This window comes from Candidatus Pelagibacter giovannonii (assembly GCF_012276695.1).
Classification (GTDB): domain Bacteria; phylum Pseudomonadota; class Alphaproteobacteria; order Pelagibacterales; family Pelagibacteraceae; genus Pelagibacter; species Pelagibacter giovannonii.
Genome location: NZ_CP038852.1, coordinates 870674 through 896714 on the forward strand (window position 1 = coordinate 870674; position 26041 = coordinate 896714).

The following is a 26041-nucleotide window of genomic DNA, read 5'->3' on the forward strand; positions in this document are numbered from 1 at the left end:
TATAACTCTTCGTTAATTGCTATGGAAAAAAAACCTTATCATCATTTACCAGATGGAACTTTTAGAAATCCAGAAGGATCACCACTTAGAACTACTCAAGCTAAGTTTTCATATACACAATTCATTAAATTAAAAAAGAAAATAGACATGACTGTTCCAAGAGAACACGTGGTTGATAAGCAAAAAGTTTTATCTGATTTAGAAAAGTTTAAAAATAATGATTATATTGCATGGATTGGTCATGCTACTTATTTAATTAAGTTAGGAGATACAACGATTATAACAGATCCAGTGTTTTCAAAAAATGCAGGGCCTTTAATTTTTGGCCCAGATAGATTCACTGAGCCTGCGTTAAATTTAAATGAAATTCCAAAGACTGATTTATTACTATTAACACATAATCATTATGATCATCAAGATATGGGAACCATTAGAAAATATCCGTTTAAAGATACAAAAGTTTTAACGCCTCTAAATCTTGGAAAATACTTTATAAAAAATAAATTTAAAGATGTAAATGAAATGGATTGGTACGAAGAAATTAAAGTTAATGAGAATATAAAAGTAACATTACTCCCAGCTGTTCATTGGTCTAAAAGAAGCCTAACTGATATGAACAAAACACTCTGGGGTAATTTCTTAATTGAATATAAGGGTAAAAAAATCTTATTTGCTTGTGATACTGGTTACGGAAATATTTATAAAGAATTAGGTGAAAAATATGGTCCAATTGATTTAACAATGATTAATATTGGAGCTTATGACTTTAAGCCTATGTTTGATAAATCAATTTATCACACAACGCCAGAAGAAGCTCTAAATGTAGCTAAAGATTTAAAAAGTAAAAAGGTTATGGGAACACACTGGGGAACTTTTGTTTTATCTTTGGAGCCAATTATGGAACCACCTATACGATTTAAAGCTAGTGCAGAAAAATACGGTTTTAAAAAAGAGGATGCTATTATCTTTAAAATTGGAGAGATAAACACTTTAAGAAATATATTATCAAATTAAGATTATTTTTTTTCCATTAACCATAAAGCATTTTCACTTAAGAAAAATATTTTACCATTAAATGGATGAACTTGAATATCCCTTATTCTTCCAACATTATCTTTAAATATAAGATCTTCTTTAACATTAGCTAGATCATTAAATATTAATTTTCTTAAAGATTTATCTTTTAAAGAAGTAACTAGCGCATGCCCATTCCATTCTTTAAACTCATTTCCTTTGTAAATTGTAATAGCACTAGTAGCTATTGAAGGTACCCAATATTGAATTGCTTTAGTAAAACCTGGCTTCCATTTAGGGCCTATCTTTGTACCTGAATAATTTTTTCCACCCCAGCCTAAAATCTTCCATCCATAATTTTCTCCTTTTTTAGCCTCTCCAAACCAATCACCACCTCTTGCTCCATGATTACTTAAATATATTTTTCCATCATAATCAGAGAGTGTTAAACCTTGTGGATTACGAACACCTATTTGATAAATTTCAGGTAACCATTTTTTCTTAGCTTCAAATTTTGGATTATCTTTTGGAATTCTACCGTCAGTATGAATTCTAATAATACTACCAGGATGTTTTGTGGGGTCTTGAGCAATCATACCTTGGCCCCTTTCACCAGCTGACGCATAAATATAATCATCTTTAATCGCTAATCTTGAACCAAAATGATAACCAGAATTTATAGGAGGGTTTGCTTGAAAAATATTTTTAAAATCTAATTCTTGTTTATTTAATTGTGCTTTTGCAATTGAAGTGCTTGTTTTTGAATTTCCCCTATCTTCAGAATAAGAAATCCACAGAGTATTATCTTGGTAAATAATATCTAATAACCCACCCTGACCGACTTCTAAAAAATTAAGATTATGTTTAATCTCTATAACTTCCTTTAAAACAACATTAACAATTTTAATTTTTCCGCTTTTTTCAGTAATAATGATTTCATTATTGTTAATAAATGATGATCCCCAAGGTTCATCTAGCTCAATTATTTTAGTGAATGTATAATTATTGGAGTAGCTTTTTGAGGCAAATAAAAGAAAAAAAATTATGAATAAAAAATATTTTTTCACTTTAAGAAAGCTTTGATCTACCACCATCAACAGCAATTATCTGTCCAGTAATCCAAGAACTCTCTTCAGTAATTAAAAATTTAGCAAGTGCTGCAGAATCTTTTCCTTCACCCAATCTTTTAAGAGGATGAGCTTTAGCAATACCTTCTGCAATTGCAGGATTTTTTAACATTGGTTCTGCAATTTTAGATTTTGATAAACTTGGTGCTATGCAATTTACTCTAATATTTGGAGCAAACTCAGCAGCCAGTGTAACAGTTAATCCTTCAACAGCAGCTTTAGCAGAAGCAATAATTGTGTGATTAGTAAAACCTCTTTGAGCGGCAACAGTTGAAAATAAAACTACTGAACCTTTGTTCTTTTTTAAACTTTCTTGAAATCCTTTTATAGCTTCAATGGCTGAATAAAGGTTAAGTTTCATACATTTATTCATGTCAGCCTCAGTAACCATTCTTAATGGTTTTAAATCAATAGAGCCCACACAGTAAGCAACTCCCTTGATATCATTAATATCTAATTTTAGTTTTTCTATAAACCCATCCTCTAAAACATCAGCAACGGTATAAGAGCAACCCAATTTTTCTGCGATTGCTTTAACTTCAATTTCATTTCTTGCAACTAGGTGAATATCATTACCTGAATTTTTTAATTGTTCAGCTAAGCTAGAGCCTACAGAACCTGTCGCACCAAAAATAAGATATTTTTCTGACATATAATTTTTATTTAGTTATATTTAACCATGAAATTATTTTTTATACTTGGCAATCAATTATTTCCATTAAAATACGTAGACCGCTTCAAAAAGGACCACTCTTTTTATATGGCAGAAGACTATGGACTATGCACTTATGAAAAGCATCATAAGCAAAAGATACTGCTATTTCTATCTTCTATGAGGTCATATGCGGATATGCTTAAGGTGAATAAATACAAAGTCGAATATTCTAAAATTGAGGACAAGGATTTTAAAGACACTTATTTTAAGAAATTAAAAATTATCATTGATAAAAAAAAAATTACTGAAATTTCAAGCTTTGAGGTTGAAGATAAATTTTTTGAAAAGAAAATTTCACAATTTTTAAAAAAAGAAAAAATTAACTGGAATATTGTTCAAACTCCAATGTTTTTAAACTCAAGAGGTGAGTTTAAAAATTACTTAGCAAAATCAAAAAAACCTTTTATGGCAACATTTTATAAGGAAGTTCGTAAAAAATCTGGAATATTAATGGGAGCAGACGGAAATCCTATAGGAGGCAAATGGAGTTTTGATGAAGATAACAGAAATAAATTACCAAAAGATATATCAATACCAAAATTTCCAAAAATTAACGAAACTAGTCATACTAAAAAATTAAAACCTGTTATTGAAAAGTTATTTAAAGACCATCCTGGAAGTACAAATAATTTTTGGTTAGCAACAGAATATAATGATGTGGTTAAACTGTTAGATTTTTTTATTAAAGAAAAATCAAATTTATTTGGTGATTATGAGGATGCCGTTAATCAAAAAGACAATATTTTATTTCATAGTGCATTAAGCCCGTACATTAATTTAGGATTGATAACTCCTGAAATTATCATTCAAAAAATTTTAGAATTTCATAAAAAACACAAAATTAAAATGAACTCACTTGAAGGTTATATTCGTCAGATAATAGGCTGGAGGGAGTTTATGCGTGGAATTTATCAAGGTTACTCTGATGAAATGGAAATAAAAAATTTTTTTAAACATGAAAGAAAAATGAAAAGATCTTGGTATGAGGGCACAACGGGTTTACCCCCATTAGATCATGCAATTAAAAATGCCGTTAATCATGGCTGGTCCCACCATATTGAGAGATTGATGATTTTATCAAATATAATGAACCTTTGTGAGGTGAAACCAACGATTGTTTACAAGTGGTTTATGGAGATGTTTGTGGACTCATCTGATTGGGTGATGGTTCCTAATGTTTATGGAATGGGCTTATTTAGTGATGGAGGAATTTTTGCAACCAAACCATATATCTGTGGATCAAGTTATTTTATGAAGATGATGGATTTTAAAAAAGGGGAATGGTGCAATACAATGGATGGCCTGTACTGGAGATTTATAGATAAAAATAGAAAATTTTTTTTAAAGAACCCTAGATTATCAATGATGGTTTATGTATTTGATAAAATGAAAGATGAAAGAAAAAAAATGATTTTATCTGAAGCAGATAAATTTATTAAATTAAATACTGCATAATGTATATTTCTATAACAGGTATAAAAGTTAAAGGCTTTTTTGGAATGTTAAGATTTATGAGATACACAACACCAAGTTTTGCAGCAGCAAGAAAAGCGAATGGGAATTTGTTTTGTGACTCAAAAAAGATCAATAAGTATTATCATACTCTAACTGCTTGGGAGAATAAGAATAAGATGATGGATTATTTAAGAGGTAAACATCATACGTTGGCAATGAAGAATTTTAAATCTATTGGAACAGGTTCTGTTTATGGATATGAAGACGACCTAATGCCAAGTTGGGAAGATGCAATAAAAAAATGGAAACAAAATTTTAAAGAAATTTAAATTGAAAAAAGAGAATCTACCCTCAAAAATTTGCCCTGTTTGTAAAAGACCTTTTACATGGCGTAAGAAATGGAAGTTAAATTGGGATAAGGTAAAGTATTGTTCCAAGAAGTGTTCTAAGTGATTTACTTATCTTTATTTGCTATATCTTTTTTAGCTGCAACTATTTTACCATTTTCATCTGAGCTCACATTGGCAGGGTTAATTGTAACATCCAATTATAATAATTTATTATTATTAATCGTTGCAAGCTTTGGAAATACTTTAGGATCTGTTGTTAACTGGGCTTTAGGATTTTATTCAAGAAACCTTACCACAAAAAAGTGGTTTCCATTTAAAGAAACACAAATAGAAAGATCATCAAAATGGTTTGATAAATTTGGTAAATTATCATTATTATTTGCTTGGGTTCCTATAATAGGTGATCCACTGACTTTAGTTGCAGGCTTATTGAGAGTTAGATTTTTAGATTTTATAATTTTAGTAGCAATTGGAAAAGTAAGTAGGTACCTTATTGTTTTCTATTTGATGGGTTAAGTAATGAATATAATAGTTTTACAACATATAAAAATTGAAGATCCAGGCTATATAAAAGATTTAATGCTAGCCGATGGTTTTAACTTAACTACCATAGAGTTGGATGAAGGTGAGAAAATTCCAAGTGATCTAAGTAAATTTGATGGAATGTTTTGTATGGGTGGCCCAATGGATACTTTTATGGAGCAAGAATACCCATGGTTAATTGAAGAAAAAAAAGTAATTAAAGAATTTGTTGTAAATTTAAAAAGACCTTATTTAGGGTTTTGTTTGGGCTGTCAGTTATTAGGAGAAGTTGTAGGTGGCAAGGTAGTAAAATCTAATCCAGCAGAAATTGGAATAATGGATATAAATTTTACTAAAGAAAAAAATGAAGATATTTTATTTTCAAAATTTCCAGAGCAAATTAAAAGTTTACAGTGGCATTCTTATGAGGTCCAAGGAATAGATAATAATAAAGATGTTACTTTATTAGCTTCATCACCTGTAACTAAATATCAAATTTTTAAATATCAAAATCATGCTTATGGAATTCAGTTTCATATTGAGATTAAGGATACAACAGTTAATGAGTGGGGCTGTGTACCTGAGTATAAAAAAGCTCTTGAGGATCAATTAGGCGAGGGAGCATTAGAAAAATTTGATCAAGCTGCAAAGAATAATATGACTGATATGAATAACTATTCAAAAATACTCTACGAAAATTTTAAAAAAATTCTAATTTAAATTGTAATATCATTTTAAAAAGATACACAAACAAGATGTCAGAGATTTTTATTCAAACTTTTTTTCTATATTTTATCGTTATAGATCCGTTGGGGAACACCCCATTGTTTTTAAGTATTACTCAAAATATGGATACAAATAAAAAGATAAGAATAGCATTAAGTGCAACAATAATAGCTTCAATCATATTGCTGTTTTTTGCATTACTTGGAAGTTCATTACTAAGTTATTTAAATATTTCTTATCCAGCATTCACAATTGGTGGAGGAATAATTTTATTAATTATTGCAATAGAAATGTTGTTTGACAAGCGTCAACAAAGAAAAGAAGAAGATATAGATCTTAATTCAGATAACGTTAGTGTTTTTCCTTTAGCAACACCTATTATTGCAGGGCCAGCCGCAATCACTTCTGTAATAGTTTCTGTCTCAGATATTGGAACTAATTTTACCAATCAGACTGCAGGAATGATTGCACTAGTATCTGTTTTATTTTTAACTTTTATAATTTTTTTTATAGCTTCAAAATTTTCTAAAATAATAAATAAAAAAATAATTGGAGTTATTTCAAGGGTGGTAGCTATTATTCTTGTTGGATTAAGTGTTCAATATATTTTAGATGGTATCAAAACCTTTTTAGTTTAATTAAAATTAGCAATAATTTTTGGAATATAATTTTTAAAATTAAAAAACCCCTTATTGCAATATTGCCAAGAAAACTGATCTAACTTTCTATATAAAAATTTAATATTTTTTAATTGATTATTTTGAATAAAATCTAAGTTTTCGCCAACAGTTGGATAAATTGCATAAACATCCTCAGTAATATTTTTTAAATTATTAATGTTAACAGTTTCACAATTAATTGATTTTTCTTCTATTCTTATTTTTTGATCTTCTAAAAGATTAGCTTTAAATTTCAACACTTTTTCACTTAATTTGATAGTTCTATTTGTATCATTTGAGACTAGCAAAATTTTTTTAAATTTATGTTCTTTAAAATCAGAAAATTCAAATGTCATATTATTTTCAAATATTAATAAAGTTTTATCTTCATAAATCTCAGAATTTTCAAAGCTCTTATTGGTAACAGAATATATTTTATCACTGGATATAGGATTTGCATTTTCATTAAGTTTTATGTTTTTAAATCTATTGTTTGTAAATTTATTAATATTCCATTCACTCGCGAGGTAATGTTTGCCTTTAGTTTGAATTCCAGCTACCCATCTCCAACCAAGAGTGTTTGATGCAGCATCACCATCGTAAAGATGTTGCATAAAAAATTCAGCTCCCAATTGCCATGGTAATTCTAGAGTGAATATCCAAATACTAGCAAACCACATTCTTGTGTGGTTATGAAGATAGTTATTTTCTTTAAGTTCAATTACCCATTGATTAAAACAATCTATATTTGTCTTTCCTTCAATTGCATCCAAATAACTTTGATTGTTTTTAAATTCATCTTTAACTTTACCTAATTCTACTAAGTAATCTGACCAAACATTAGGTCTTAATTCTAGCCAACCTTTCCAATAAACTCGCCACATTACCTCCTGAATAAATTTTTCATTTTTTACAAATGAAAACTTTTTAAGGGATTTATCAATTACCTCTAATTCATTAATTATTCCGTGAGTTATATAGGGAGATAAACAAGAAATATTAGATCTATTATCAGGTCCAAAATCAAAATTTCTTAGTTTTGAATAATCTGTAAGATTTTGTTCTATAAAATTATTTAATTGATCAACGGCTTTAGCCCTTGAAGCTCCAAATATCATATTAAACTATTTAGATTTTCTTTTCTTTAGACCTAATTTATCACTGTGTCTTAATCTAAGAATAACTATTGCAGATGCAATTAGAACTATGGCTATAGCTTCATAGACTAATGCTGATGGATCCATTTCTTTTCCTTGTAGTATAATAAATCGTGCAAGAGCCGTGATGGCAATTAAAAGAGGCAAAGTTATACTGATCGATTGCTGGTTCCAAAAAACACGAACCATTGCTAAGACTTCTAAATAAAGAAACATCAAAAGTAAATCTGCCAACATTACAGATTGATTTAGAAACATATTATTAATTTCCATACCAACAGCAATTACAGTGCTTACTAAAATAATGCACATTAGTGCTAGCTGTAAATTTTTTGCTATTTTATCCATTACTTATCTTTACTAAATGGTAGCCATTTTTCAAACACTGATTTTGATGGACCATCATATGGAATTGAATAAGAGCTAGGGTTAGGACTTGTTAAAATTTCTATTCCCTTAGAAAATACAAAGATAAATACAATGACAAATACAATAACCATGATTTTAAAAGGATCAAAGTTTTTGGTTTTGAAAACACTACCAGATTGTGCCTCTGCTTTATGAAAATGCTTGAATGTCATGTAGACAGCAAAAATAAGTCCAACGTGTGCTATGTAAAGACCAGCCCAACCAAAGGCAAAAGACGTATAAGAAAAAATATATAAACTAAAAACAGTTGTCCAAACGAAGCTTAGAACTAATAAAATTTGTAATCTCACAGATCTTGGCAAAGATCTTAGGTCGTTTTTACTGTCATCAAATAAAATATTTGCTGCATCTATCATCCAATTTTTTAGTGCTTCCATATAACCAGAATAGATATTTATACGTTAAAGGCAAAGGATAAAGTGTCCTTTAATTTTTAGCTTAAATTGGACTTTATTGCACTTTCTAAATTTGTAGAGCTTTGGGCGCCTGAAATAAAATCTGTTCCTATTTCAAAGAAAGGCACTCCATTAACTTTTTTTTCTCTTGCAACTGAAATGTATGAATTAACTTCTTCAATATTTTTTAAATTAAAAAAATCATTAATTACATCTGCATTAATATTAAATTCTTTTCCAATATTAATTAAGATTTCTTTATCTCCAATATCAAGACCTTCAATAAAATATGATTGATATATTTTTTCTTTAATTTCGTTGTGCACATTAGATTGCTCAGCTAATTTTATTAATAAGTGAGAAAATACTGTATTGGGTGTTTTCTTTATCTTATCTAAATTAAAATTAAGATCTTCCTTTTTAGCTTCATTGGTCATTTGATTGTACATTGGTTGAGCAAACTCTTTTCCACCAAACTTTATTTCTAAGTACTTGCTTCTTTCAATTCCTTCTTTGGGCATGTCAGGATTTAATTGAAATGGGACGTGTTCTATCTCAAACCTAGTTTCTGGAAAGTTTTTTAATGCATTATTTAATCTTGCTTGACCAATAAAACACCACCCACAAATTGTGTCAGCAAATATTTTTATTTTCATTAACTTATGAACGAAGCTTTTGTTTATGAAAGTTAATAAATCGTTCTACATTTGATTTATTAAAAGTTTTATTTTCTTCAAAAGAAACTTTTTTCATTGAGTAAGCACTACTTTTTGTCTGTCTAGACATTATGGTGATATTACCTTTGTATAATTTTAACTTAACAGATCCATTTACTTTATTCTTTTTAAGATCGACAATTTTTTGAAGTTTAAATCTTGCTTTTGAGTACCAATAACCATTGTAAATAAGTTCAGCATACTTGGGCATAATCTCATCTTTTTTATGCATAGTTTCTTTATCTAAAGTAACAGATTCAATTGCTCTATGAGCAGACATTAATAGTGTTCCCCCAGGTGTTTCATAAACACCTCTAGATTTAATCCCAATAAATCTATTCTCAACTAGATCAACTCTACCTATTCCATTTTTACCAGCAACATCGTTAAGTTTTTCTAATAAATTTCCAGGTGATAATTTTTTACCATTAACCGTTATTGGGTCTCCATTTTTAAATCCTATAGTTACAAATGAAGCTTTGTTAGGTGCTTTTTCAGGAGACACTGTTCTTTGAAAAAGAAATTCAGGGGCTGAATTTTTTGGGTTTTCTAAAACCTTACCCTCAGTTGATGTGTGATATAAATTATCATCAATAGAAAAAGGAGGGGCACCTTTTTTATCCATCGGAATTGGAATATTATTTTTTTTTGCATATTTAATTAAATCTGTTCTAGAGTTTAATTTCCATATTCTCCATGGCGCAATAATTTTAACTTTTGGACCGAAGTAATGATAGCCTAATTCAAATCTTACCTGATCATTCCCTTTGCCAGTTGACCCATGTGAAACGGCATAAGCTCCAAATTTTTTAGCAGCAGCAATTTGGCGTTTTGCAATTAAAGGACGTGCAATTGAAGTGCCCAATAGATAAACCCCTTCATAAATTGCATGCCCTCTAAGCATTGGAAAAACATAATCTTTTACAAAAATATCTTTTAAATTTTCAATAATAATATTTTTAACACCTAGTCTTTTGGCATTTTTTATAATTTTTTTTCTATTAATTTCTTGCCCAACATCAGCAGTATAACAAATAACTTCCGCATCATAATTTTCCTGAAGCCATTTTAAAATAATAGAAGTGTCTAGTCCGCCAGAATAAGCAAGTACAATCTTTCTTTTAGATTTCATTTACCTAGCTGCAATTTGCTTTTGTAGCATTATAAGCTTTAGTGAAGCCTAGTAGAGAATAATGATCAATTGTTTGAGAACCTTTTTGGTTATAACCAGTGATCATTATTCTAGATCCTTTTTTCATTACTTTGATCATTTTATTTTCTCGTTTATTATCAGTCATCCAGGCAAACTCCTCTTGAGCAATATCAAATTTGTATTTATTTTTTCCAGAAGTAGCAGTTATAGAATTTTTAGTATTAAATTCATAACCGGCTGTAATACTTATTTCGTTAGTAATTTTTTCTCCTGGTCTAAAAGTAATGAATAGCCTAGCATCTCGCTGGCTTTTTTTTGGGGCCTGTAAAACAGGCTTTGATTGTGCAAAACATACTTTGCTCGTGTCAGAATTTATCACATAAGTATCCCAGTCTTTATGTGTTCCCATTTTTTTTACTTCTTCAGCATTAACCTGACTGATAAAAGTGATAACAAAAATCATGATTATAAAATTTTTAATCATGGACATGGGTTAGGATAAATTTTTTGTATTTCATTTATTTCTTTAATTACTTCTTCATTTAAATCTATATCTATACTTTCTATATTAGTTTTCAACTGCTCCATTGTGGTTGCACCAATGATGACTGATGTTACAAAAGGCTGAATTTCTAAAAATTTTAAAGACATTTGAGCTAGGCTCAAATTATGTTTTTTGGATATTTCGTAATATAACTCAATAGCTTTTTCAGCATTTTGATTGTTATACCTAGACCAAAAGTCACCATCTCTTTCCATTCTAGAGTTTTTTGGTAATTTTTTATTTCTATATTTTCCAGATAAATAACCACATGCAAGAGGAGAGTAGGCAAGTAATCCTGCTTGCTCTCTAATAGACATTTCTGCAAGTCCAATCTCGTAAGTTCTATTTAATAAATTATAAGGATTTTGAACTGATAGCATTCTTGGTAAATTTTTATCTTTTGAAAGCTCTAAATATTTAGATAATCCCCACGGTGTTTCATTTGATACACCAACGTGTTTAATTTTTCCTTGATCAATGAATTTTTTTAAATTTCCTAGAATATCTTCAAACCTAGTCCATTCATTACTATCATCATGTTCATAGCCCAGCTTACCAAAAAAATTTGTTTTTCTTTCTGGCCAATGTAATTGATACAAATCAATACAATCAGTTTTTAATCTTCTTAAACTTCCCTCAAGTGCTTCTGTAATATTCTTTTCTCCAAATTGATTTCCACCACCTCTTACATACTCTCTCATTGGGCCACAAACTTTTGAAGCTAAAATTACTTTGTCTCTATTTTTTGTTTTTTCAAACCAGTTACCAATAATAGTCTCAGTGTGACCAAAAGTTTCTTCTCTTGGAGGAACAGAATAAATTTCTGCAGTATCCCAAAAGTTTACGCCTTGATCTAAGGCATAATCCATCTGCTCAAAACCCTCATTTTCAGAGTTTTGTTCGCCCCAAGTCATTGTTCCAAGACAAATAGTGCTTACTTTTAAATCAGTATTTCCTAGTTTTTTATAATTCATAATAATTTAACCTTATTAAGACATCTTGAAATAATAGTAAAAGGCTATTATATTAAAGAAATGGAATTCAATAAACAAAATATACTAAACAAAGTTAAAGAAGCTCAACAATCAACTGTAGTAATGGATGAGGGCTTAAGAGCCTACATGTTAAAAGTCTACAACTACATGGCTTCTGGTATTTTGTTAACAGGACTTATATCTTTAATATTTTTCAAACTATCTGTAGTAACAGATGCTAACGGATCAATTACATCATTAACAAGCTTAGGAAACACAATATTTCTTTCAGGTTTCAAATGGGTGGTAATGCTAGCTCCTCTTGGAATAGTTTTTTATATGAGTGCTAGGATTAATAAAATGTCAGCATCAGCTGCTCAAACAACATTTTGGGTTTTTGCTTCTTTAATGGGGCTATCACTATCTTCAATATTTTTAGTTTATACTGGAGCAAGCATCACTAGAGTGTTCTTTATTACCTCTATTACTTTTGGTTCAATGAGTATTTATGGTTACACAACTAAAAGAGATCTTACAAAATTAGGATCATTTTTAATGATGGGCTTAATTGGTATTATTGTTGCATCAGTTGTTAACATGTTCTTAAAATCTTCAATGATGGACTTTGTAATCTCAATTCTAGGTGTTTTAATTTTTGTAGGCCTTACTGCTTATGACACTCAAAAAATTAAAAACATGTATGTTTCAAGTGATACAGGTGAGTTGATGAGTAAAAAAGCTTTAATGGGTGCTTTAACTCTTTACCTAGACTTTATAAATTTATTTATAATGTTGTTAAGATTATTTGGACAAAGAAGATAGTCTTTTTATTTCTTAAGGTTTTTCCAATTTGTATTTTTAAGTAAAATTTCTAGATCGAAAGAATTTTTTAAAACTTTACCATTAGAGTCTGTTATTAAATATTTTAGATTTTTATTGCTGGGTTTAAAATTTTTACAAATTTTATACAAAGCATTCTCTGCTGCATTTTTAAAAACACTAAAGCTAACCTGTCTGTTAGAAATATTTAAACCATAGTCCTTCCAAGATCCTTCAGAGACCATTTTTGCATAAAGGTCTAAAATAATTTTAAGTTCGTTTTTTTCAAAAAATTGTCTATCTTCTATTTGTTTGTGAGGATTATTTACGACTAGCTTTAAGTTTCTATTCATCAAGTTTGTGTTTATTAATCAATGATATCTGAAACCCTGTAAAGATAAGCGTTATTGGCAACATTCCCCATACCTTAAAGTTAACCCAAAACTCTTCTGTTTGTGTTCTCCAGACACATTCATTGAGGATTGCAAGACCAAAGAAAAAATACATCCATCTTTTGTTTAATAATTCCCAACCCATGTCGGTTAGAGTAATTGATTTACCCATAATTTTTTTAAGAACAGGCTCATTTGTAAAGTATTTTCCAAAATATAAAGCAAGGGCAAATAAAATATTAATGATTGTTGGTTTTACATAAAGAAAAACTGGATCATTAAAATAAATTGTTAGACCACCAAAAAATGTAATTAAGACACCACTTATTAAAGGCATCATAGGTATTTTTTTTTCAAAGAACCAAACAACTGCTAGTGCAATTAATGTTGCAACTATAAGTGGAGGAATTGCAACTGCTAAATTCTTGTCATTATTGTAATAATAATAAAAAAATATGGCTAAAGGCCCAAAGTCTGTTGCAAATTTAAGAAAAGATTTATTCACCTGAAAGATATTAACATAATAAAAAAAATATAAATGTTTTTTATTGATTTTTATTTTTAAACCCCCATATTAATAGTAATGGCAATTCAAAAAGCAAAATTTTCAATAGGTGACATTGTAAAGCATAAACACTTTGAGTTTAGAGGTGTAATTTATGATGTAGATTTCGAATTTAATAACTCTGAAGAATGGTACCAATCCATTCCAAAGAATGTTCGCCCTAGAAAAGATCAGCCTTTTTATCATCTGTTAGCTGAGAATGATGAAATCACTTATGAAGCATATGTTTCAGAACAAAATCTATTAATGGATGATTCAGAAGATCCAATTAAACACCCTTTAATTGAAGAGATTTTTTCTGGTAAAAGAGGCTCTAGCTACTTTAAGCCCTCTAATTAGTTCTTTTTTCAAACACAATTAATTCAAATCTTCGACATATATAGTTGTTAAATATAATTATGTTCTGATCAAGAGTGTTAAATAACGTTTTTATCATTATTGACTCCCTCTGCATTCTTGATCAGGATGACCTTTCATAATAAAAATTAAATTATCTTTTTTTAATATATATAATTTAAAAATGTTTAAATATTTTGAACCTAATAAAATTTTTGCAATAACTTCTAAAGCACCAAAGTACGTTTTATTTTTATTTATTATTGTTTTAACAATTGGTTTAACTGAAGCACTTATACTTTCACCTGAAGATTATAAACAAAGTGATGCAGTAAGAATTATGTATGTTCATGTACCAGCTGCATGGATATCACTTGGAATATTTACAAGTTTAGCTTTGTTGTCTATTGGAAGTTTTGTTTTTAAAAATAAAAATTTTTCTCTAATTGCAAAAAGTTTAGCACCTTCCGGATTTATATTTAATATCATTGCATTAGTTACTGGTTCAATTTGGGGAAAACCAACCTGGGGTACTTGGTGGGCTTGGGATGCAAGAATAACTTCTATGCTAATTTTAGCTTTGTTTTACGGAATGTACTTATTGGCTTGGAGAATTTATAATGACAAAGAACAGGTAATTAAAATTACCTCTTTGATTGCAATTTTAGGGGTGGTAAATGTTCCTATCGTGAAATTTTCTGTAGATTGGTGGAACACGTTACATCAACCAGCTTCAATTAATATTTTATCAACCAACACAGCAATTCACCCATCAATGTTAGTCCCGTTGGGCATTATGACTGCGGCATTTGCCCTTTTTTCATTGCTCATTTTTTTAATGAAATATAATACCGAACTGATAAAAGTTAAAAATAAAGGATTAAATAGATTATGATGAATGAATTAATTTCAATGAATGGATACGGAGCTTACGTATGGTCAGCTTTTTCGTTCACATTGATTAGTTTTACAGCTTTGTACTTTGTAACTAAATTACAGCTTTCAAGAGAGCAAAAAAGATTTGTTTCTAAATTTGGCTCTCTAAATGTTGAGAAAGCTAAAGCTGCAAGATCACAGAACATTAATAGAGAAATATTATCCAATACATCAAATATTTAACTAATAAACCATGTATGGTAAAAAAGTTAAATTAAGACTTGTATTCTTAGCTTTAATCTTAGCCTCAGTAATTTTAACAGTTTTTTTAGTTTTACAATCATTAAAAGATAACGTTGTATATTTTCAGTCTCCATCAGAAATAAAATCTTTAATAGAACTAAATAAAAAAAAAATAAGAGTGGGTGGGATGGTTAAAGAACAATCAATCTTTATAAATTCTGATAAAGTTAACTTTATTATTACTGACTTTAAAAATGAAATTAATGTTGTCTATTCAGGGGCAGTTCCCAACTTATTTGCAGAAGGAAAAGGAGTGGTTGCTGAAGGTTTTCTAAAAGATAAGAATTACTTTACAGCTACTAAAATTTTGGCAAAACATGATGAAAATTATATGCCACCAGAAGTTAAAGAAGCTATAGGAGATAACTAAATTGCTAGCTAATCAGATAGGTCATTATTCTTTAATTTTAGGGTTGTTAATTTCAATATTACTTTGCGGAGTTTCAATTAAAGACTTTAATAATACTAATAAGCAAATTAACCAAAATATATTATCTCTATCATTTCTACAGTTAGTTTTTGTAATTGTGAGTTTTTTGAGTTTGATTATATCTTTTATCAACTCAGACTTTAGTAATGAGACAGTCTTTAATAATTCTCACACAACTAAACCATTATTCTATAAAATCTCAGGAACTTGGGGAAATCATGAAGGAAGCTTATTGCTATGGTTATTAGTATTAACTTTATTTATTTTTCTATTTTTAATTAAATCAAGAGAACAGCCTAAAAAATATAGAATTTTAACTTTATTATTTCAACAAATAATAATTATTGGGTTTTTCTTGTTTGTATTAATGACATCCAATCCTTTTAATTATTTATTTCCAATTCCTAGTGAAGGCCTTGGTCTTAATCCAATATTACAAGATCCAGCATTAGCAATTCATCCTCCAATTTTATATTTAGGTTATGTTGGTACCTCAATAATATTTTCGTCATCACTTGCTGCAGTTGCACAAAATTATGTCAATAAAGAATGGGGTAAACATATCAAAAAATGGGTTTTAGTTTCTTGGATTTTTTTAACCATAGGAATTATGCTTGGATCAATTTGGGCATATTATGAACTAGGGTGGGGTGGCTTTTGGTTTTGGGACCCAGTTGAAAATGTTTCTTTAATGCCATGGCTAACATTAACTGCACTGTTGCACTGTATTGTAGTGTTAGAAAGAAGAGCAGCACTAACATCTTGGGTAATTATATTATCCATTACAACATTTACCCTAAGTATGTGTGGTACCTTTTTAGTAAGGTCTGGAATATTAAATTCTGTACATACATTTGCTAATGATCCCGCAAGAGGTATTTTTATATTAATATTTTTATTTGCACTAATTGTCTTATCGGTAGGAATATTTTTTATATTTCACAAAGAAAATAATAAAAGCTCAAATGATTTCTTTTGGCTTAGCAGAGAAACTTCCATCTTAATAAACAACTGGTTTATGATGTACTTTTTATCTGTTGTTTTGATTGGCACAGTATACCCAATTTTTCTAGATGTAATATCTAGTGAAAAAATATCAGTAGGGCCTCCTTTTTATCAAAAACTAATCGTTCCTTTTTTAATCCCATTTTTATTATTTATGTCTCTTGGACCACGACTTAAATGGATTAAATCAAAAATTGAAAATAAGAACTCACTTATTATTACATTTGTAATTTCAGTAATATTAACTTTTCTTATTATTAAAAATTTAACTACTGACTTACTTTTTTATACAATTTTAATTTCAGCTGCTTTTTTTCTATTCTTTACAACTTTGAAAGAACTATTTATTAAAAAATTTAATAATATTTCTCAAACTATTTCGCACTTTGGTTTTAGTTTATTAATATTAAGCATTCTGTTTAATAGTATTTTATCCTCAGAAATTATAACCAACATAAAAATTGGCGAAAGATATGATTATAATAAAGGTGAAATTTTTTTTAAAAATATAGAGGAAAGAAAAGAAAGCAACTTTAAATCCATCATTGCCTCTTTTGAGATAAAAAACAAAAATGGAAAGACTATTGAATTAAACCCTGAGATTAGAATTTATAATCAGCCTGTAATTATTACTAGTGAGGCAGATATAAAAACAACACTATTAGAAGATAAGTTTTTAGTAATGAACCTTGTAAAGGGTAATGAATATTTTAATATTAGGTACCAAATAAAGCCATTTATGGTTTGGATATGGATATCAGTCCTATTATTAAGTCTTGGTGGATTAATGAGTTTATTTAAAAGAAAGATATGAAAAATAAGTTTAGCTTATTTATTGTAGTTATTTTTTTAAGTTTTTGTTTTGTTATTTTGTATAAAGGGCTAAATACTACAAATAACTATACACCCAAAACTAATGAAAAAAAAAATATCCCAAGTTTTAAGACTAGGGATTTTTATTCAAATAACTATGTAAATTCAGATAAAATTTTCGAAGAGAACATCTTTTATATTGTAAATATTTGGGCATCCTGGTGTGTGCCTTGTAGAGCAGAGCACCCTTTATTAATGCAACTAAGCAAAAACCAATCAATTAAACTAATTGGATTAAACTATAGAGACAATTTTAATAATGCAAAAAAATTTATTGACGATTTTGGTAACCCGTATTCCAAAATTTTAATTGATAAAGATGGAACTTTAGGAGTTGAATTTGGAGCTTATGGAGTTCCTGAAACTTTTTTAATAGATAAAGATAAAAATATAATCAAAAAATTTGTTGGTCCAATCAATCAAGAAATTGTTAATGAAATTAAATTAATTATTAAATGAAAGTTTTAAAAATATTTATAATCCTATTCATAGTTGCAAACTTCTCAGAGTTAAAATCAACTGAAGCAAACGATGTTTTAAAAAATAAAATTTTAAAAAATATCCGTTGTTTAATTTGTCAAGGTCAGTCGGTATACGATTCTGAATCTGAGTTTGCTTCTAGTATTAAATTAATTGTTGATAGAAAAATCAACGAAGGACTAAAAGAAAAACAAATATACCAATTTTTAAGAGAAAAGTATGGTGATTGGGTGATTTTTGACCCTCAATTAAACAAAAATACTTATGTTTTATGGTTATTACCATTATTGTTATTTTTGTTTGGTGGTGCAATAATATATAAAAAAATAATATTAAATAAAAATAACAAAATTTAAATGAAACATTACAAATTGATATCAAGATTTATTTTTATCATTTTTTTCAGCTTATTATCTTCAGTGGTTTATGCTGAAGAAAATAGTTCTAAATTTAATGTTTATTCTGGAATGTTTGATTTCAGCGATACTGGTAAAAAATCAACATTAATTGGATTTCAACATCAGAATGAGGATTTAAATAGAGATACTTTTTTAGGTAATCTTTCTCCTATAACGGGTGCGTTGCTGACCGCAGACTCGGCCGCATATGTTTATACAGGAGTTCAAGCACAATATAATTTAGGTATAATCAATTTTACTCCAAGCTTTGCACCGGGATTATATAGTAAAGGAGATGGGAAAGATTTGGGTCATATTCTAGAATTTAAAAGTGAACTGCAAATTTCAGTAGACTTTGTTAGTAATAGTCAACTTGGTTTTTCTTACAATCATCTTTCTAATGCTAGCTTAGGTACTAAAAACCCTGGGGCAAATAGTTATATGTTTAATTTCTTTAAAACATTCTAAAAGAATTACATGAACTTAAAGGACTGCCATAACTTTAGTGATTTTAGAAAATTAGCTAAAAAAAAATTACCTTCGCCTATATTTCATTACATCGATGGTGCAGCAGATGATGAAACTACTTATGAAAGAAACACAAGCTCGTTTAATGATGTTGACTTAGTTCCAAACGTTTTAAGAGGTGTTGAGAATGTTGATTTATCTACTACTATTTTTGGAAAAAAATTAGATCTACCTTTTTATCTTGCACCAACAGCGCTACAGAGATTATTTCATTATGATGGAGAAAGAGCAGTGGGAAAAGCAGCTCAAAAATTTAACACAATGTTTGGTGTTTCAGCTCTTGCAACTGTGAGTGTTGAGGAAATAGCATCACTAGTTGACACACCAAAAATGTTTCAGTTTTATTTTCATAAAGATAGAGGTTTAAATGATTCTTGTTTGGAAAGAGCAAAAGCTGCAAAATTTGATGTTATGGCTTTAACGGTAGATACAATAACTGGAGGAAATCGTGAAAGAGATTTAAGAACTGGGTTTACATCACCCCCAAAACTTACACCTTCAAGTCTTTTTAGTTTTGCAACAAAACCTATGTGGGGAATAAATTATTTAACAAAAGGTAAATTTGAATTACCTCATCTTCAAGATTATGTAAAAGAGGGTACAGACACTAATACTTCAATAGGACAATACTTTTCTACTATGTTAGATCAGTCCATGAACTGGAAAGATGCTGAAAAACTTTGTTCTCAATGGGGTGGGCATTTTGCACTTAAGGGAGTGATGAGTGTTGAAGATGCAAAACGTGCTGTTGATATTGGATGCACTGGAATAATGGTTTCCAATCATGGAGGAAGACAACTTGATGGATCTAGAGCACCTTTTGATCAGCTTGCTGAAATAGTTGATGCAGTTGGCGATAAATTAGATGTAATTTGTGAAGGTGGTTTTCAGAGAGGAACTCATATGCTTAAAGCACTGTCATTAGGTGCAAAAGCTTGCTCAGGAGGAAGATTATATCTTTATGCTCTAGCTGCTGGTGGACAAGCAGGTGTTGAAAGAGCTATTGAAAAATATAAGGCTGAATTAGTTAGAGATATGAAATTAATGGGTTGTACTAAAATTAGTGACCTTAACAGAGATAACTTAAGATTTAGAAGATAGTGAACTTAAAAGATTGTCATAATTTTAATGATTTTAGAAAATTAGCTAAAAAAAAATTACCCTCACCAATTTTTCATTATATTGATGGTGGTGCTGATGATGAGTCAACATTAAGAAGAAATACTGAATCCTTTAATGATTGTGACTTAGTTCCCAATATCCTTGCAAGTGTTGGCAAACCAGACTTATCAACAACTGTTTTTGGAAAAAAAATCGATATGCCAATTTTTCTTTCACCAACTGCAATGCAAAGACTTTATCACTACGATGGAGACAAAGCATCAGCAAGAGCTGCAGAAAAATTTGGAACTTTTTACAGTATGTCAACAATGGCAAATAATAGTATTGAGGAAATTGCTTCCATTTCAAGTGGTCCAAAACTATTTCAACTTTATGTGCATAAAGATAATTCTATTACAGATGACTTAATAGATAGATGTAGAGCATCTAGCTTTGATGGAATGTGTTTAACAGTTGATACTTTGGTTGCAGGTAATAGAGAAAAAGATCATAGAACAGGATTTACAACTCCACCAAAACTTACATTGCAAAGTTTAATGAGTTTTGCCCTTCATCCACAATGGGTATTTAATTATTTTACTCATGGAAAATTTGAAATGTCTAATGTTAAAAATAAAACAGACAAAGGAACTAATATTGCAAAATCAGTGATTGAATATATTAATGAACAGTATGATCCAGCAATGAGTTGGAAAGATGCAGAATATTGTGTAAAAAAATGGAATGGTCCTTTTGCATTAAAAGGAGTGATGTCAGTTGATGATGCAAAAAGAGCAATAGATATTGGTTGTACAGCAATAATGATTTCAAATCATGGTGGCAGACAATTAGACGGTTCAAGGTCACCCTTTGATCAAGTCAATGCAATTAGAGAGGCTGTTGGAGATAAATTAGAGATTATTTTAGATGGTGGTGTAAGACGTGGAACCCATGTTTTAAAAGCTTTAGCAGCTGGCGCAACTGCTTGTAGTTTTGGAAAAATGTTTTTATTTGCTTTAAGTGCTGGGGGTCAACTAGGTGTGGAACGTCTATTGCAAAACATGCATGATGAAATTAATAGAAACATGGTATTAATGGGCTGTAAGAGTTTAAAAGAGCTGAATAGTTCAAAATTAATTTATAGAAAGTAAATTTTGTGTCTATATTTTTTATTATTAATAAATATATATAAATAAAATAAATTTTTTATTAAAAAATAAACCATAAAATTTAAATATGAAATTAGCAAAAAACTTAGAAAGATTAGGAACTGAAAGTGCATTTAGTGTTTTAGCTGAAGCTAAAGCATTAGAGGCCAAAGGAAATCCAATGATACACTTAGGCTTAGGGCAACCCGATTTTAAAACACCAAAGCATGTTGTTGAAGCTGCAAAAAAAGCATTAGATGATGGTCACCACGGATATGTAATGTCCAACGGTATTCTAGAATGTAGACAAGCTGTAACAAGATGGATTAAAAAACGTTATAGTGTTGATGTAGATTTTGAAAGAATTCTAATCATGCCAGGTGGGAAACCAACAATGAGTTATGCAATTCAATGTTTTGGAGAGCCAGGTGCTGAAATAATTCACCCAACTCCTGCTTTTCCAATATATGAGTCTATGATTAATTATACTGGCTCAACATCTGTACCTTATGATTTAACTGAAGATAAAGATCTTAAATTTAATCCAGAAAAAATTTTATCACTAATCACAGATAAAACTAGATTGTTAATATTAATTAACCCAAACAATCCAACAGGAAGTTTTGTAGAAAAAGCTGATATTGATGTCTTAGCTGAAGGTTTAAAAAAATATCCACATGTAACTATTTTAAGTGATGAAATTTATAGTAGACAAATTTTTGATAACAAAGAAATGCCTTCATTTTTTAATTATCCTGAATTAAGAGAAAGACTAATTGTATTAGAGGGTTGGAGCAAAGCATACTCAATGACTGGATGGAGACTTGGATGGAGTTTTTGGCCAAAAGAATTAGTGCCCCATGTAAATAAACTTTTAATTAATAGTGTATCTTGCGTTAATGCGGCAGCACAATTTGCAGGAATTGCAGCATTAGATGGTCCAGATGACTCTATTAATGAAATGATGGTAAAATTTACAGAAAGAAGAAAATTAATTCATGAAGGCTTAAATAGTTTACCAGGTGTAGAGTGTAGTTTACCTGGTGGGGCTTTTTATGCATTTCCTAAAGTAATAGGAACAGGAATGGATGGATCAGTGTTTTGTAAAAGGGCCATGCATGAAGCAGGAGTTGCAATAGTACCAGGTACAGCTTTTGGTAAAACTTGCCAAGATTATGTAAGATTTAGCTTCGCTGCTTCTCAAGATAATATTTCTCAAGCTTTGGAGAATATTAAGAAAATGCTCTCTAAATAGGCTATATTTTTTAAAAAAACTTTACTAGTATCATTACAATGAATGAATTAGTCCAAACTGAATTAAAGAAAATCTTTAATGGAAGATTTTCAACCTCTGAATCCACAAGAGCTAATTATGCAAGAGGAGAAGATACTTATGAGCCAGTATTATCTCAAGCAGTAGTTTTTCCAGAGACTAATGAAGAGGTGTCAAAAATTTTAAAATTATGTAATGAAAATAAAATTCCTGTTGTTCCATTTGGTACTGGAACTTCTCTAGAGGGAAATGCCGTTGGTAACTCTAATGGTATAACAATTTCATTAGAAAAAATGAATAAAGTTTTAAGTGTCAATGCTGAAGATTTTGATTGCAGAGTACAAGCCAATGTTACTAGAAAACAATTAAATGAATATTTAAGAGAAGATGGAGTATTTTTCCCTATTGACCCAGGGGCTGATGCAGCTATTGGTGGAATGGCATCAACATCCGCATCTGGAACAATGGCAGTCAAGTATGGAACAATGAGAACTGTAATTTCAGGATTAACAGTAGTGCTTGCTAATGGAGAAATAATCAAAACAGGATCTAGAACAAAAAAATCATCTGCCGGTTATAATCTAACAAATTTATTTATTGGATCCGAGGGTACACTTGGAATAATCACAGAAGTACAAGTAAGACTGTCTCCAATTCCAGAAAGTATAATGAGTGCAGTTTGTTATTTCCCAGATTTAGATTCAGCAGTTCAAACAGCTCAAGAGGTAATCCAATATGGAATACCAATTGCTAGAATAGAAATGCTAAATAAAGACCAGATGGAAATAAGTATAAAATACTCAAAATTAGAAAACATAAAGGCATCTCCCACATTATTTTTTGAATTTCATGGGAGTGAAAGTTCAAATAAGGAAGCAATAAAACTAGTTGAAGAATTATCCAAAAATAATGGTGGAGGAGATTTTAAATGGGCAGTGTCCTTAGAGGAAAGAAATAAGTTGTGGCAAGCAAGGCATGATGTTTATTGGTCCGTAAAGGCTCTTGGTAATAATATGAAAGTATATTCAACTGATGTTTGTGTACCCATTTCAAATTTAGTTGAGTGTATTTCGTGGGCAGAAAAAGAAGTTAAAAAACATGATCTTATTGCACCTATGGTTGGGCATGTTGGTGATGGAAACTTTCATTCAATAATTTTATTTGACCCAAATGACAAGGAAAAACAAAAAAAAATTAGAAAATATAGTGATGACCTAATAAGTAAGGCTCTTGAATTAGAAGGAACAATAACTGGAGAGCATGGAATTGGTTTGCAAAAAAAACATTATTTATTGAAAGAACATCCAGACAATATACCTGTTATGAAATCTATAAAGCGTAGTTTAGATGAAAATAATATTATGAACCCTGGCAAGGTATTTGACCTAAATTAATATGAAAAAAATATTAGTCACAAGAAAATTAATAAAGGATAGTGAAGAAAAAGCTTTAAAAATATTTGATGCAAAACTTAATGGTAATGATGAGTTATATTCTCAATCAAAACTTATTGAATTAAGTGAAGGCTATGATGCAATATTAACTTCTTTAACTGATAAGATGAATGAAGATACTATAAGCAAATTACCGAATAGTATTAAGGTAATTTCTAATTTTGCAGTTGGTTTTGGAAATATTGATTTAGAAGCGGCTAAAAAAAGAGGAATAGCAGTAACTAATACACCAGAAGTTTTATCGGACGCTACAGCAGAGATTGGGATTTTATTAATTCTTGGAGCATGTAGAAGAGTTCCAGAAGGTATTCAAGCTGCAAAAGAAAGTAACTGGAAATGGTCAGCAGATTATTTGATAGGAAAACAGTTAACAGGCTCAAGACTTGGAATTTTAGGCATGGGAAGAATAGGACAAAAGATTGCAAAAATAGCAAAATCTTTAGGTATGATTATTCATTATCATAACAGATCAAAATTAACTGAAGAAAAAGAACAGGGTGCCATATATCATGATAGCATTAAAAGTCTTTTTGGAGTTTCAGATGTATTGTCTATTTGTTGTCCTGCAACAAAAGAAACAGAAAATTTAATTAATAAAGAAACATTAGAATATTTTCCAACAGGTGCTGTTATAACAAATGTAGCTCGTGGAGATATTGTTGATGATGATGCTTTAATAGATGCACTAAATAGAAGAAAAATTTATGCAGCAGGACTTGATGTTTATAAAGGGGAACCAAATTTAAACCCAGGTTACTTAAAAATTAAAAGTGCTTTTATTTTGCCTCATCTTGGAAGCGCTACAAAGCACACAAGAATTGCTATGGCTAATCTAGCTATAGATAATATTGATGAGTTTTTTAAAACAGGAAATTGCAAAAATAAAGTAAATTAGTTTCCTTATAATTTTCAGTTATGAATAAAGTTATCTTGTCAAAACAAAAAGCGATAACTATTTTTTTAGTGTTCGCTCTAGGTTATTACATTTCTAATTTATTAAGAGCTATCACAGCAACTATTTCGCCCAATCTTGTATCTGAATTTAATTTATCAGCTGGTGATTTAGGACTTTTGGGTGGTGGATATTTTTTAGGATTTGCTTCTGTTCAAATTCCACTTGGCTATCTATTAGACAGTAAAGGCCCAAAAAAAATAGTTTCGTACTTTTTATTAATTGCAATTGTAGGAATAATTTCATTTTCTTTGTCACAAAATTTTACTTCTCTTTTAATCTCAAGAATTTTAATTGGAGTAGGTGTTGGAGCATGTTTAATGGGACCATTAACTGCTTATAGAGTTTGGTTTCAAGACGAGACCCAACAAAGAGCAAATTCGTGGATGCTAATGACTGGCGCAATAGGAATGTTATCCTCTAGTTTGCCAGTACAATTTTTTTTACCAATAATAGGATGGAGATCAATTTTTGGAATTTTAGCAATTCTAACTTTTTTTAGTATCTTTTTAATTGTTATTTTTATTCCTAATTGGGGTAAAGGAAATACACATGATGAGAAAGGCTCCTTAAAAGAAGTATGGCAGAATGAATTTTTTAAAAGTTTAGTGCCAATGGGTTTCTTTAATTATGGTGGTTTATTTGCTATCCAAACTTTATGGGCAGGACCATGGATGGTTAAGGTGTCTGGATATACTCCAGAAGAAAGTGCAAATGGTTTATTTATTATTTACCTTTCCTTACTTTTTTCTTTTTTAACTTGGGGGTATTTTGTCCCAAAATTTTCTAAAAATGTTTCTGATGCAATAACGTTATTGAAATTTGGTGCACCATTAAATTTAATTGTTTTAGCTTTCATAATCTATCTAGGACCAAAAGCAGGAGCATTTCATTGGGCATTTTTTGCTGTAAGTTCAGTATTTTTATCATTAAGTCAACCTGCTGTTGGGATGGCTTTTTCACTTTCAAATGCTGGAAAAGCACTGACTTCGTTTAATTTACTTCTTTTTATTGGGGCATTTGCACTTCAATGGATTATTGGTATCATTATTGATATCACAATGAATTTTGGCTTTTCAGAAATTTCAGGTTTTAGATTTGCAATGATATTTTTTTTATTAACCTCTTTATTTTCTTACCTATTTTTCTTAATAAAAAATTTAAAGAATTAA

33 protein-coding genes are annotated in these 26041 nt (G+C 29.6%); 22 read left to right on the plus strand and 11 right to left on the minus strand.

The annotated features are described in order from the left end of the window. Nucleotides 1-21: 21 nt before the first annotated feature. On the plus strand, nucleotides 22-1014 hold the full coding sequence (locus E5R92_RS04825; RefSeq protein ID WP_229704509.1) for an MBL fold metallo-hydrolase: 993 nt from the start codon (nucleotides 22-24) through the stop codon (nucleotides 1012-1014). Between the two features lie 2 nt (nucleotides 1015-1016). Here E5R92_RS04825 and E5R92_RS04830 read toward each other — a convergent pair whose 3' ends face one another. Further along, nucleotides 1017-2108, minus strand: coding sequence for a PQQ-dependent sugar dehydrogenase (locus tag E5R92_RS04830; RefSeq protein WP_168606959.1), 1092 nt, complete (start codon nucleotides 2106-2108; stop codon nucleotides 1017-1019). After that, nucleotides 2083-2793: an SDR family NAD(P)-dependent oxidoreductase gene (locus E5R92_RS04835; protein ID WP_168606960.1), complete on the minus strand. Its 711-nt coding sequence runs from the start codon at nucleotides 2791-2793 to the stop codon at nucleotides 2083-2085. The genes E5R92_RS04830 and E5R92_RS04835 overlap by 26 nt, the downstream gene beginning before the upstream one ends. 27 nt (nucleotides 2794-2820) lie before the next feature. Between E5R92_RS04835 and E5R92_RS04840 the strand changes: the two genes are divergently transcribed. Genes E5R92_RS04840 through E5R92_RS04865 form a run of 6 tightly spaced genes read left to right on the plus strand, consistent with a single transcriptional unit; the run spans nucleotide 2821 to nucleotide 6547 of the window. After that, nucleotides 2821-4311 (plus strand): cryptochrome/photolyase family protein, encoded by a 1491-nt coding sequence (locus E5R92_RS04840; RefSeq protein ID WP_168606961.1) that lies wholly within the window; start codon nucleotides 2821-2823, stop codon nucleotides 4309-4311. Then, a complete protein-coding gene (locus E5R92_RS04845) occupies nucleotides 4311-4640 on the plus strand; it encodes a hypothetical protein (RefSeq protein WP_168606962.1) in 330 nt (109 codons plus the stop codon). The genes E5R92_RS04840 and E5R92_RS04845 overlap by 1 nt, the downstream gene beginning before the upstream one ends. Nucleotide 4641: 1 nt before the next feature. Further along, nucleotides 4642-4764, plus strand: coding sequence for a DUF2256 domain-containing protein (locus E5R92_RS04850; RefSeq protein WP_168606963.1), 123 nt, complete (start codon nucleotides 4642-4644; stop codon nucleotides 4762-4764). After that, the gene (locus tag E5R92_RS04855) at nucleotides 4761-5177 is read left to right on the plus strand and encodes a YqaA family protein (RefSeq protein WP_168606964.1); all 417 of its coding nucleotides are present in this window, start codon (nucleotides 4761-4763) and stop codon (nucleotides 5175-5177) included. Before E5R92_RS04850 ends, E5R92_RS04855 begins: the two co-directional genes overlap by 4 nt. A gap of 3 nt (nucleotides 5178-5180) precedes the next feature. Further along, complete coding sequence (locus E5R92_RS04860) at nucleotides 5181-5903, plus strand: type 1 glutamine amidotransferase (RefSeq protein WP_168606965.1); 723 nt, start codon at nucleotides 5181-5183, stop codon at nucleotides 5901-5903. A gap of 35 nt (nucleotides 5904-5938) precedes the next feature. Further along, a complete protein-coding gene (locus E5R92_RS04865; RefSeq protein WP_168606966.1) occupies nucleotides 5939-6547 on the plus strand; it encodes a MarC family protein in 609 nt (202 codons plus the stop codon). On the opposite strand, the gene E5R92_RS04870 is transcribed toward E5R92_RS04865, so the two are convergent. The 7 genes from E5R92_RS04870 to E5R92_RS04900 are packed head-to-tail and all read right to left on the minus strand — an operon-like array spanning nucleotide 6544 to nucleotide 11936. Further along, nucleotides 6544-7686: an FAD-binding domain-containing protein gene (locus E5R92_RS04870; protein ID WP_168606967.1), complete on the minus strand. Its 1143-nt coding sequence runs from the start codon at nucleotides 7684-7686 to the stop codon at nucleotides 6544-6546. The genes E5R92_RS04865 and E5R92_RS04870 overlap by 4 nt on opposite strands. A 6-nt stretch (nucleotides 7687-7692) precedes the next feature. Next, nucleotides 7693-8073 (minus strand): phosphate-starvation-inducible PsiE family protein, encoded by a 381-nt coding sequence (locus E5R92_RS04875; protein ID WP_027306873.1) that lies wholly within the window; start codon nucleotides 8071-8073, stop codon nucleotides 7693-7695. Further along, the gene (locus E5R92_RS04880) at nucleotides 8073-8531 is read right to left on the minus strand and encodes a hypothetical protein (RefSeq protein ID WP_168606968.1); all 459 of its coding nucleotides are present in this window, start codon (nucleotides 8529-8531) and stop codon (nucleotides 8073-8075) included. Before E5R92_RS04880 ends, E5R92_RS04875 begins: the two co-directional genes overlap by 1 nt. A 56-nt stretch (nucleotides 8532-8587) precedes the next feature. Further along, entirely contained in the window at nucleotides 8588-9205 is a 618-nt protein-coding gene (locus E5R92_RS04885) for a DsbA family oxidoreductase (protein WP_168606969.1), read from the minus strand. Nucleotides 9206-9209: 4 nt separating this feature from the next. After that, nucleotides 9210-10397 (minus strand): argininosuccinate synthase, encoded by a 1188-nt coding sequence (locus tag E5R92_RS04890; protein ID WP_168606970.1) that lies wholly within the window; start codon nucleotides 10395-10397, stop codon nucleotides 9210-9212. A gap of 4 nt (nucleotides 10398-10401) precedes the next feature. After that, entirely contained in the window at nucleotides 10402-10902 is a 501-nt protein-coding gene (locus E5R92_RS04895) for an invasion associated locus B family protein (protein ID WP_229704510.1), read from the minus strand. Beyond that, nucleotides 10899-11936, minus strand: coding sequence for an aldo/keto reductase (locus E5R92_RS04900; RefSeq protein WP_168606972.1), 1038 nt, complete (start codon nucleotides 11934-11936; stop codon nucleotides 10899-10901). The genes E5R92_RS04895 and E5R92_RS04900 overlap by 4 nt, the downstream gene beginning before the upstream one ends. A gap of 60 nt (nucleotides 11937-11996) precedes the next feature. Between E5R92_RS04900 and E5R92_RS04905 the strand changes: the two genes are divergently transcribed. Beyond that, a complete protein-coding gene (locus E5R92_RS04905; protein ID WP_168606973.1) occupies nucleotides 11997-12758 on the plus strand; it encodes a Bax inhibitor-1/YccA family protein in 762 nt (253 codons plus the stop codon). A gap of 5 nt (nucleotides 12759-12763) precedes the next feature. Here the strand turns inward: E5R92_RS04905 and E5R92_RS04910 are convergent, their stop codons facing one another. Together E5R92_RS04910 and E5R92_RS04915 are read right to left on the minus strand one after the other, a co-directional pair. Next, nucleotides 12764-13108 carry a DUF2794 domain-containing protein gene (locus E5R92_RS04910; RefSeq protein ID WP_168606974.1) on the minus strand — a complete coding sequence of 115 codons (345 nt, stop codon included), beginning with the start codon at nucleotides 13106-13108 and terminating at the stop codon, nucleotides 12764-12766. Next, nucleotides 13101-13652 (minus strand): septation protein A, encoded by a 552-nt coding sequence (locus E5R92_RS04915; RefSeq protein WP_168606975.1) that lies wholly within the window; start codon nucleotides 13650-13652, stop codon nucleotides 13101-13103. Before E5R92_RS04915 ends, E5R92_RS04910 begins: the two co-directional genes overlap by 8 nt. 78 nt (nucleotides 13653-13730) lie before the next feature. Between E5R92_RS04915 and hspQ the strand changes: the two genes are divergently transcribed. The 14 genes from hspQ to E5R92_RS04985 all read left to right on the plus strand — a co-directional run bounded on the left by hspQ (nucleotide 13731) and on the right by E5R92_RS04985 (nucleotide 26041). Further along, a complete protein-coding gene (gene hspQ, locus E5R92_RS04920) occupies nucleotides 13731-14051 on the plus strand; it encodes a heat shock protein HspQ (RefSeq protein ID WP_006997624.1) in 321 nt (106 codons plus the stop codon). A 181-nt stretch (nucleotides 14052-14232) separates the two neighbouring features. Then, entirely contained in the window at nucleotides 14233-14943 is a 711-nt protein-coding gene (gene ccmC / locus E5R92_RS04925) for a heme ABC transporter permease CcmC (protein ID WP_168606976.1), read from the plus strand. Beyond that, nucleotides 14940-15167: a heme exporter protein CcmD gene (locus E5R92_RS04930; RefSeq protein WP_168606977.1), complete on the plus strand. Its 228-nt coding sequence runs from the start codon at nucleotides 14940-14942 to the stop codon at nucleotides 15165-15167. Before ccmC ends, E5R92_RS04930 begins: the two co-directional genes overlap by 4 nt. Nucleotides 15168-15177: 10 nt before the next feature. Further along, nucleotides 15178-15597: a cytochrome c maturation protein CcmE gene (gene ccmE / locus E5R92_RS04935; RefSeq protein WP_168606978.1), complete on the plus strand. Its 420-nt coding sequence runs from the start codon at nucleotides 15178-15180 to the stop codon at nucleotides 15595-15597. 1 nt (nucleotide 15598) lies between these two features. Next, a complete protein-coding gene (locus tag E5R92_RS04940) occupies nucleotides 15599-17476 on the plus strand; it encodes a heme lyase CcmF/NrfE family subunit (protein ID WP_168606979.1) in 1878 nt (625 codons plus the stop codon). Then, nucleotides 17473-17994 (plus strand): DsbE family thiol:disulfide interchange protein, encoded by a 522-nt coding sequence (locus tag E5R92_RS04945; RefSeq protein WP_168606980.1) that lies wholly within the window; start codon nucleotides 17473-17475, stop codon nucleotides 17992-17994. Before E5R92_RS04940 ends, E5R92_RS04945 begins: the two co-directional genes overlap by 4 nt. Further along, a complete protein-coding gene (locus E5R92_RS04950; protein ID WP_168606981.1) occupies nucleotides 17991-18371 on the plus strand; it encodes a cytochrome c-type biogenesis protein in 381 nt (126 codons plus the stop codon). The genes E5R92_RS04945 and E5R92_RS04950 overlap by 4 nt, the downstream gene beginning before the upstream one ends. After that, complete coding sequence (locus tag E5R92_RS04955; RefSeq protein ID WP_168606982.1) at nucleotides 18372-18881, plus strand: acyloxyacyl hydrolase; 510 nt, start codon at nucleotides 18372-18374, stop codon at nucleotides 18879-18881. A gap of 9 nt (nucleotides 18882-18890) precedes the next feature. Further along, a complete protein-coding gene (locus tag E5R92_RS04960) occupies nucleotides 18891-20042 on the plus strand; it encodes an alpha-hydroxy acid oxidase (protein ID WP_168606983.1) in 1152 nt (383 codons plus the stop codon). Further along, entirely contained in the window at nucleotides 20042-21193 is a 1152-nt protein-coding gene (locus E5R92_RS04965) for an alpha-hydroxy acid oxidase (RefSeq protein ID WP_168606984.1), read from the plus strand. Before E5R92_RS04960 ends, E5R92_RS04965 begins: the two co-directional genes overlap by 1 nt. Nucleotides 21194-21278: 85 nt before the next feature. Further along, nucleotides 21279-22445 carry a pyridoxal phosphate-dependent aminotransferase gene (locus tag E5R92_RS04970; protein WP_168606985.1) on the plus strand — a complete coding sequence of 389 codons (1167 nt, stop codon included), beginning with the start codon at nucleotides 21279-21281 and terminating at the stop codon, nucleotides 22443-22445. A 38-nt stretch (nucleotides 22446-22483) separates the two neighbouring features. Then, nucleotides 22484-23857: an FAD-binding oxidoreductase gene (locus E5R92_RS04975; RefSeq protein WP_168606986.1), complete on the plus strand. Its 1374-nt coding sequence runs from the start codon at nucleotides 22484-22486 to the stop codon at nucleotides 23855-23857. A 1-nt stretch (nucleotide 23858) separates the two neighbouring features. Further along, nucleotides 23859-24812, plus strand: a complete 954-nt coding sequence (locus E5R92_RS04980; RefSeq protein ID WP_168606987.1) for a 2-hydroxyacid dehydrogenase — start codon at nucleotides 23859-23861, stop codon at nucleotides 24810-24812. A gap of 20 nt (nucleotides 24813-24832) precedes the next feature. Then, a complete protein-coding gene (locus E5R92_RS04985) occupies nucleotides 24833-26041 on the plus strand; it encodes an MFS transporter (RefSeq protein ID WP_168606988.1) in 1209 nt (402 codons plus the stop codon).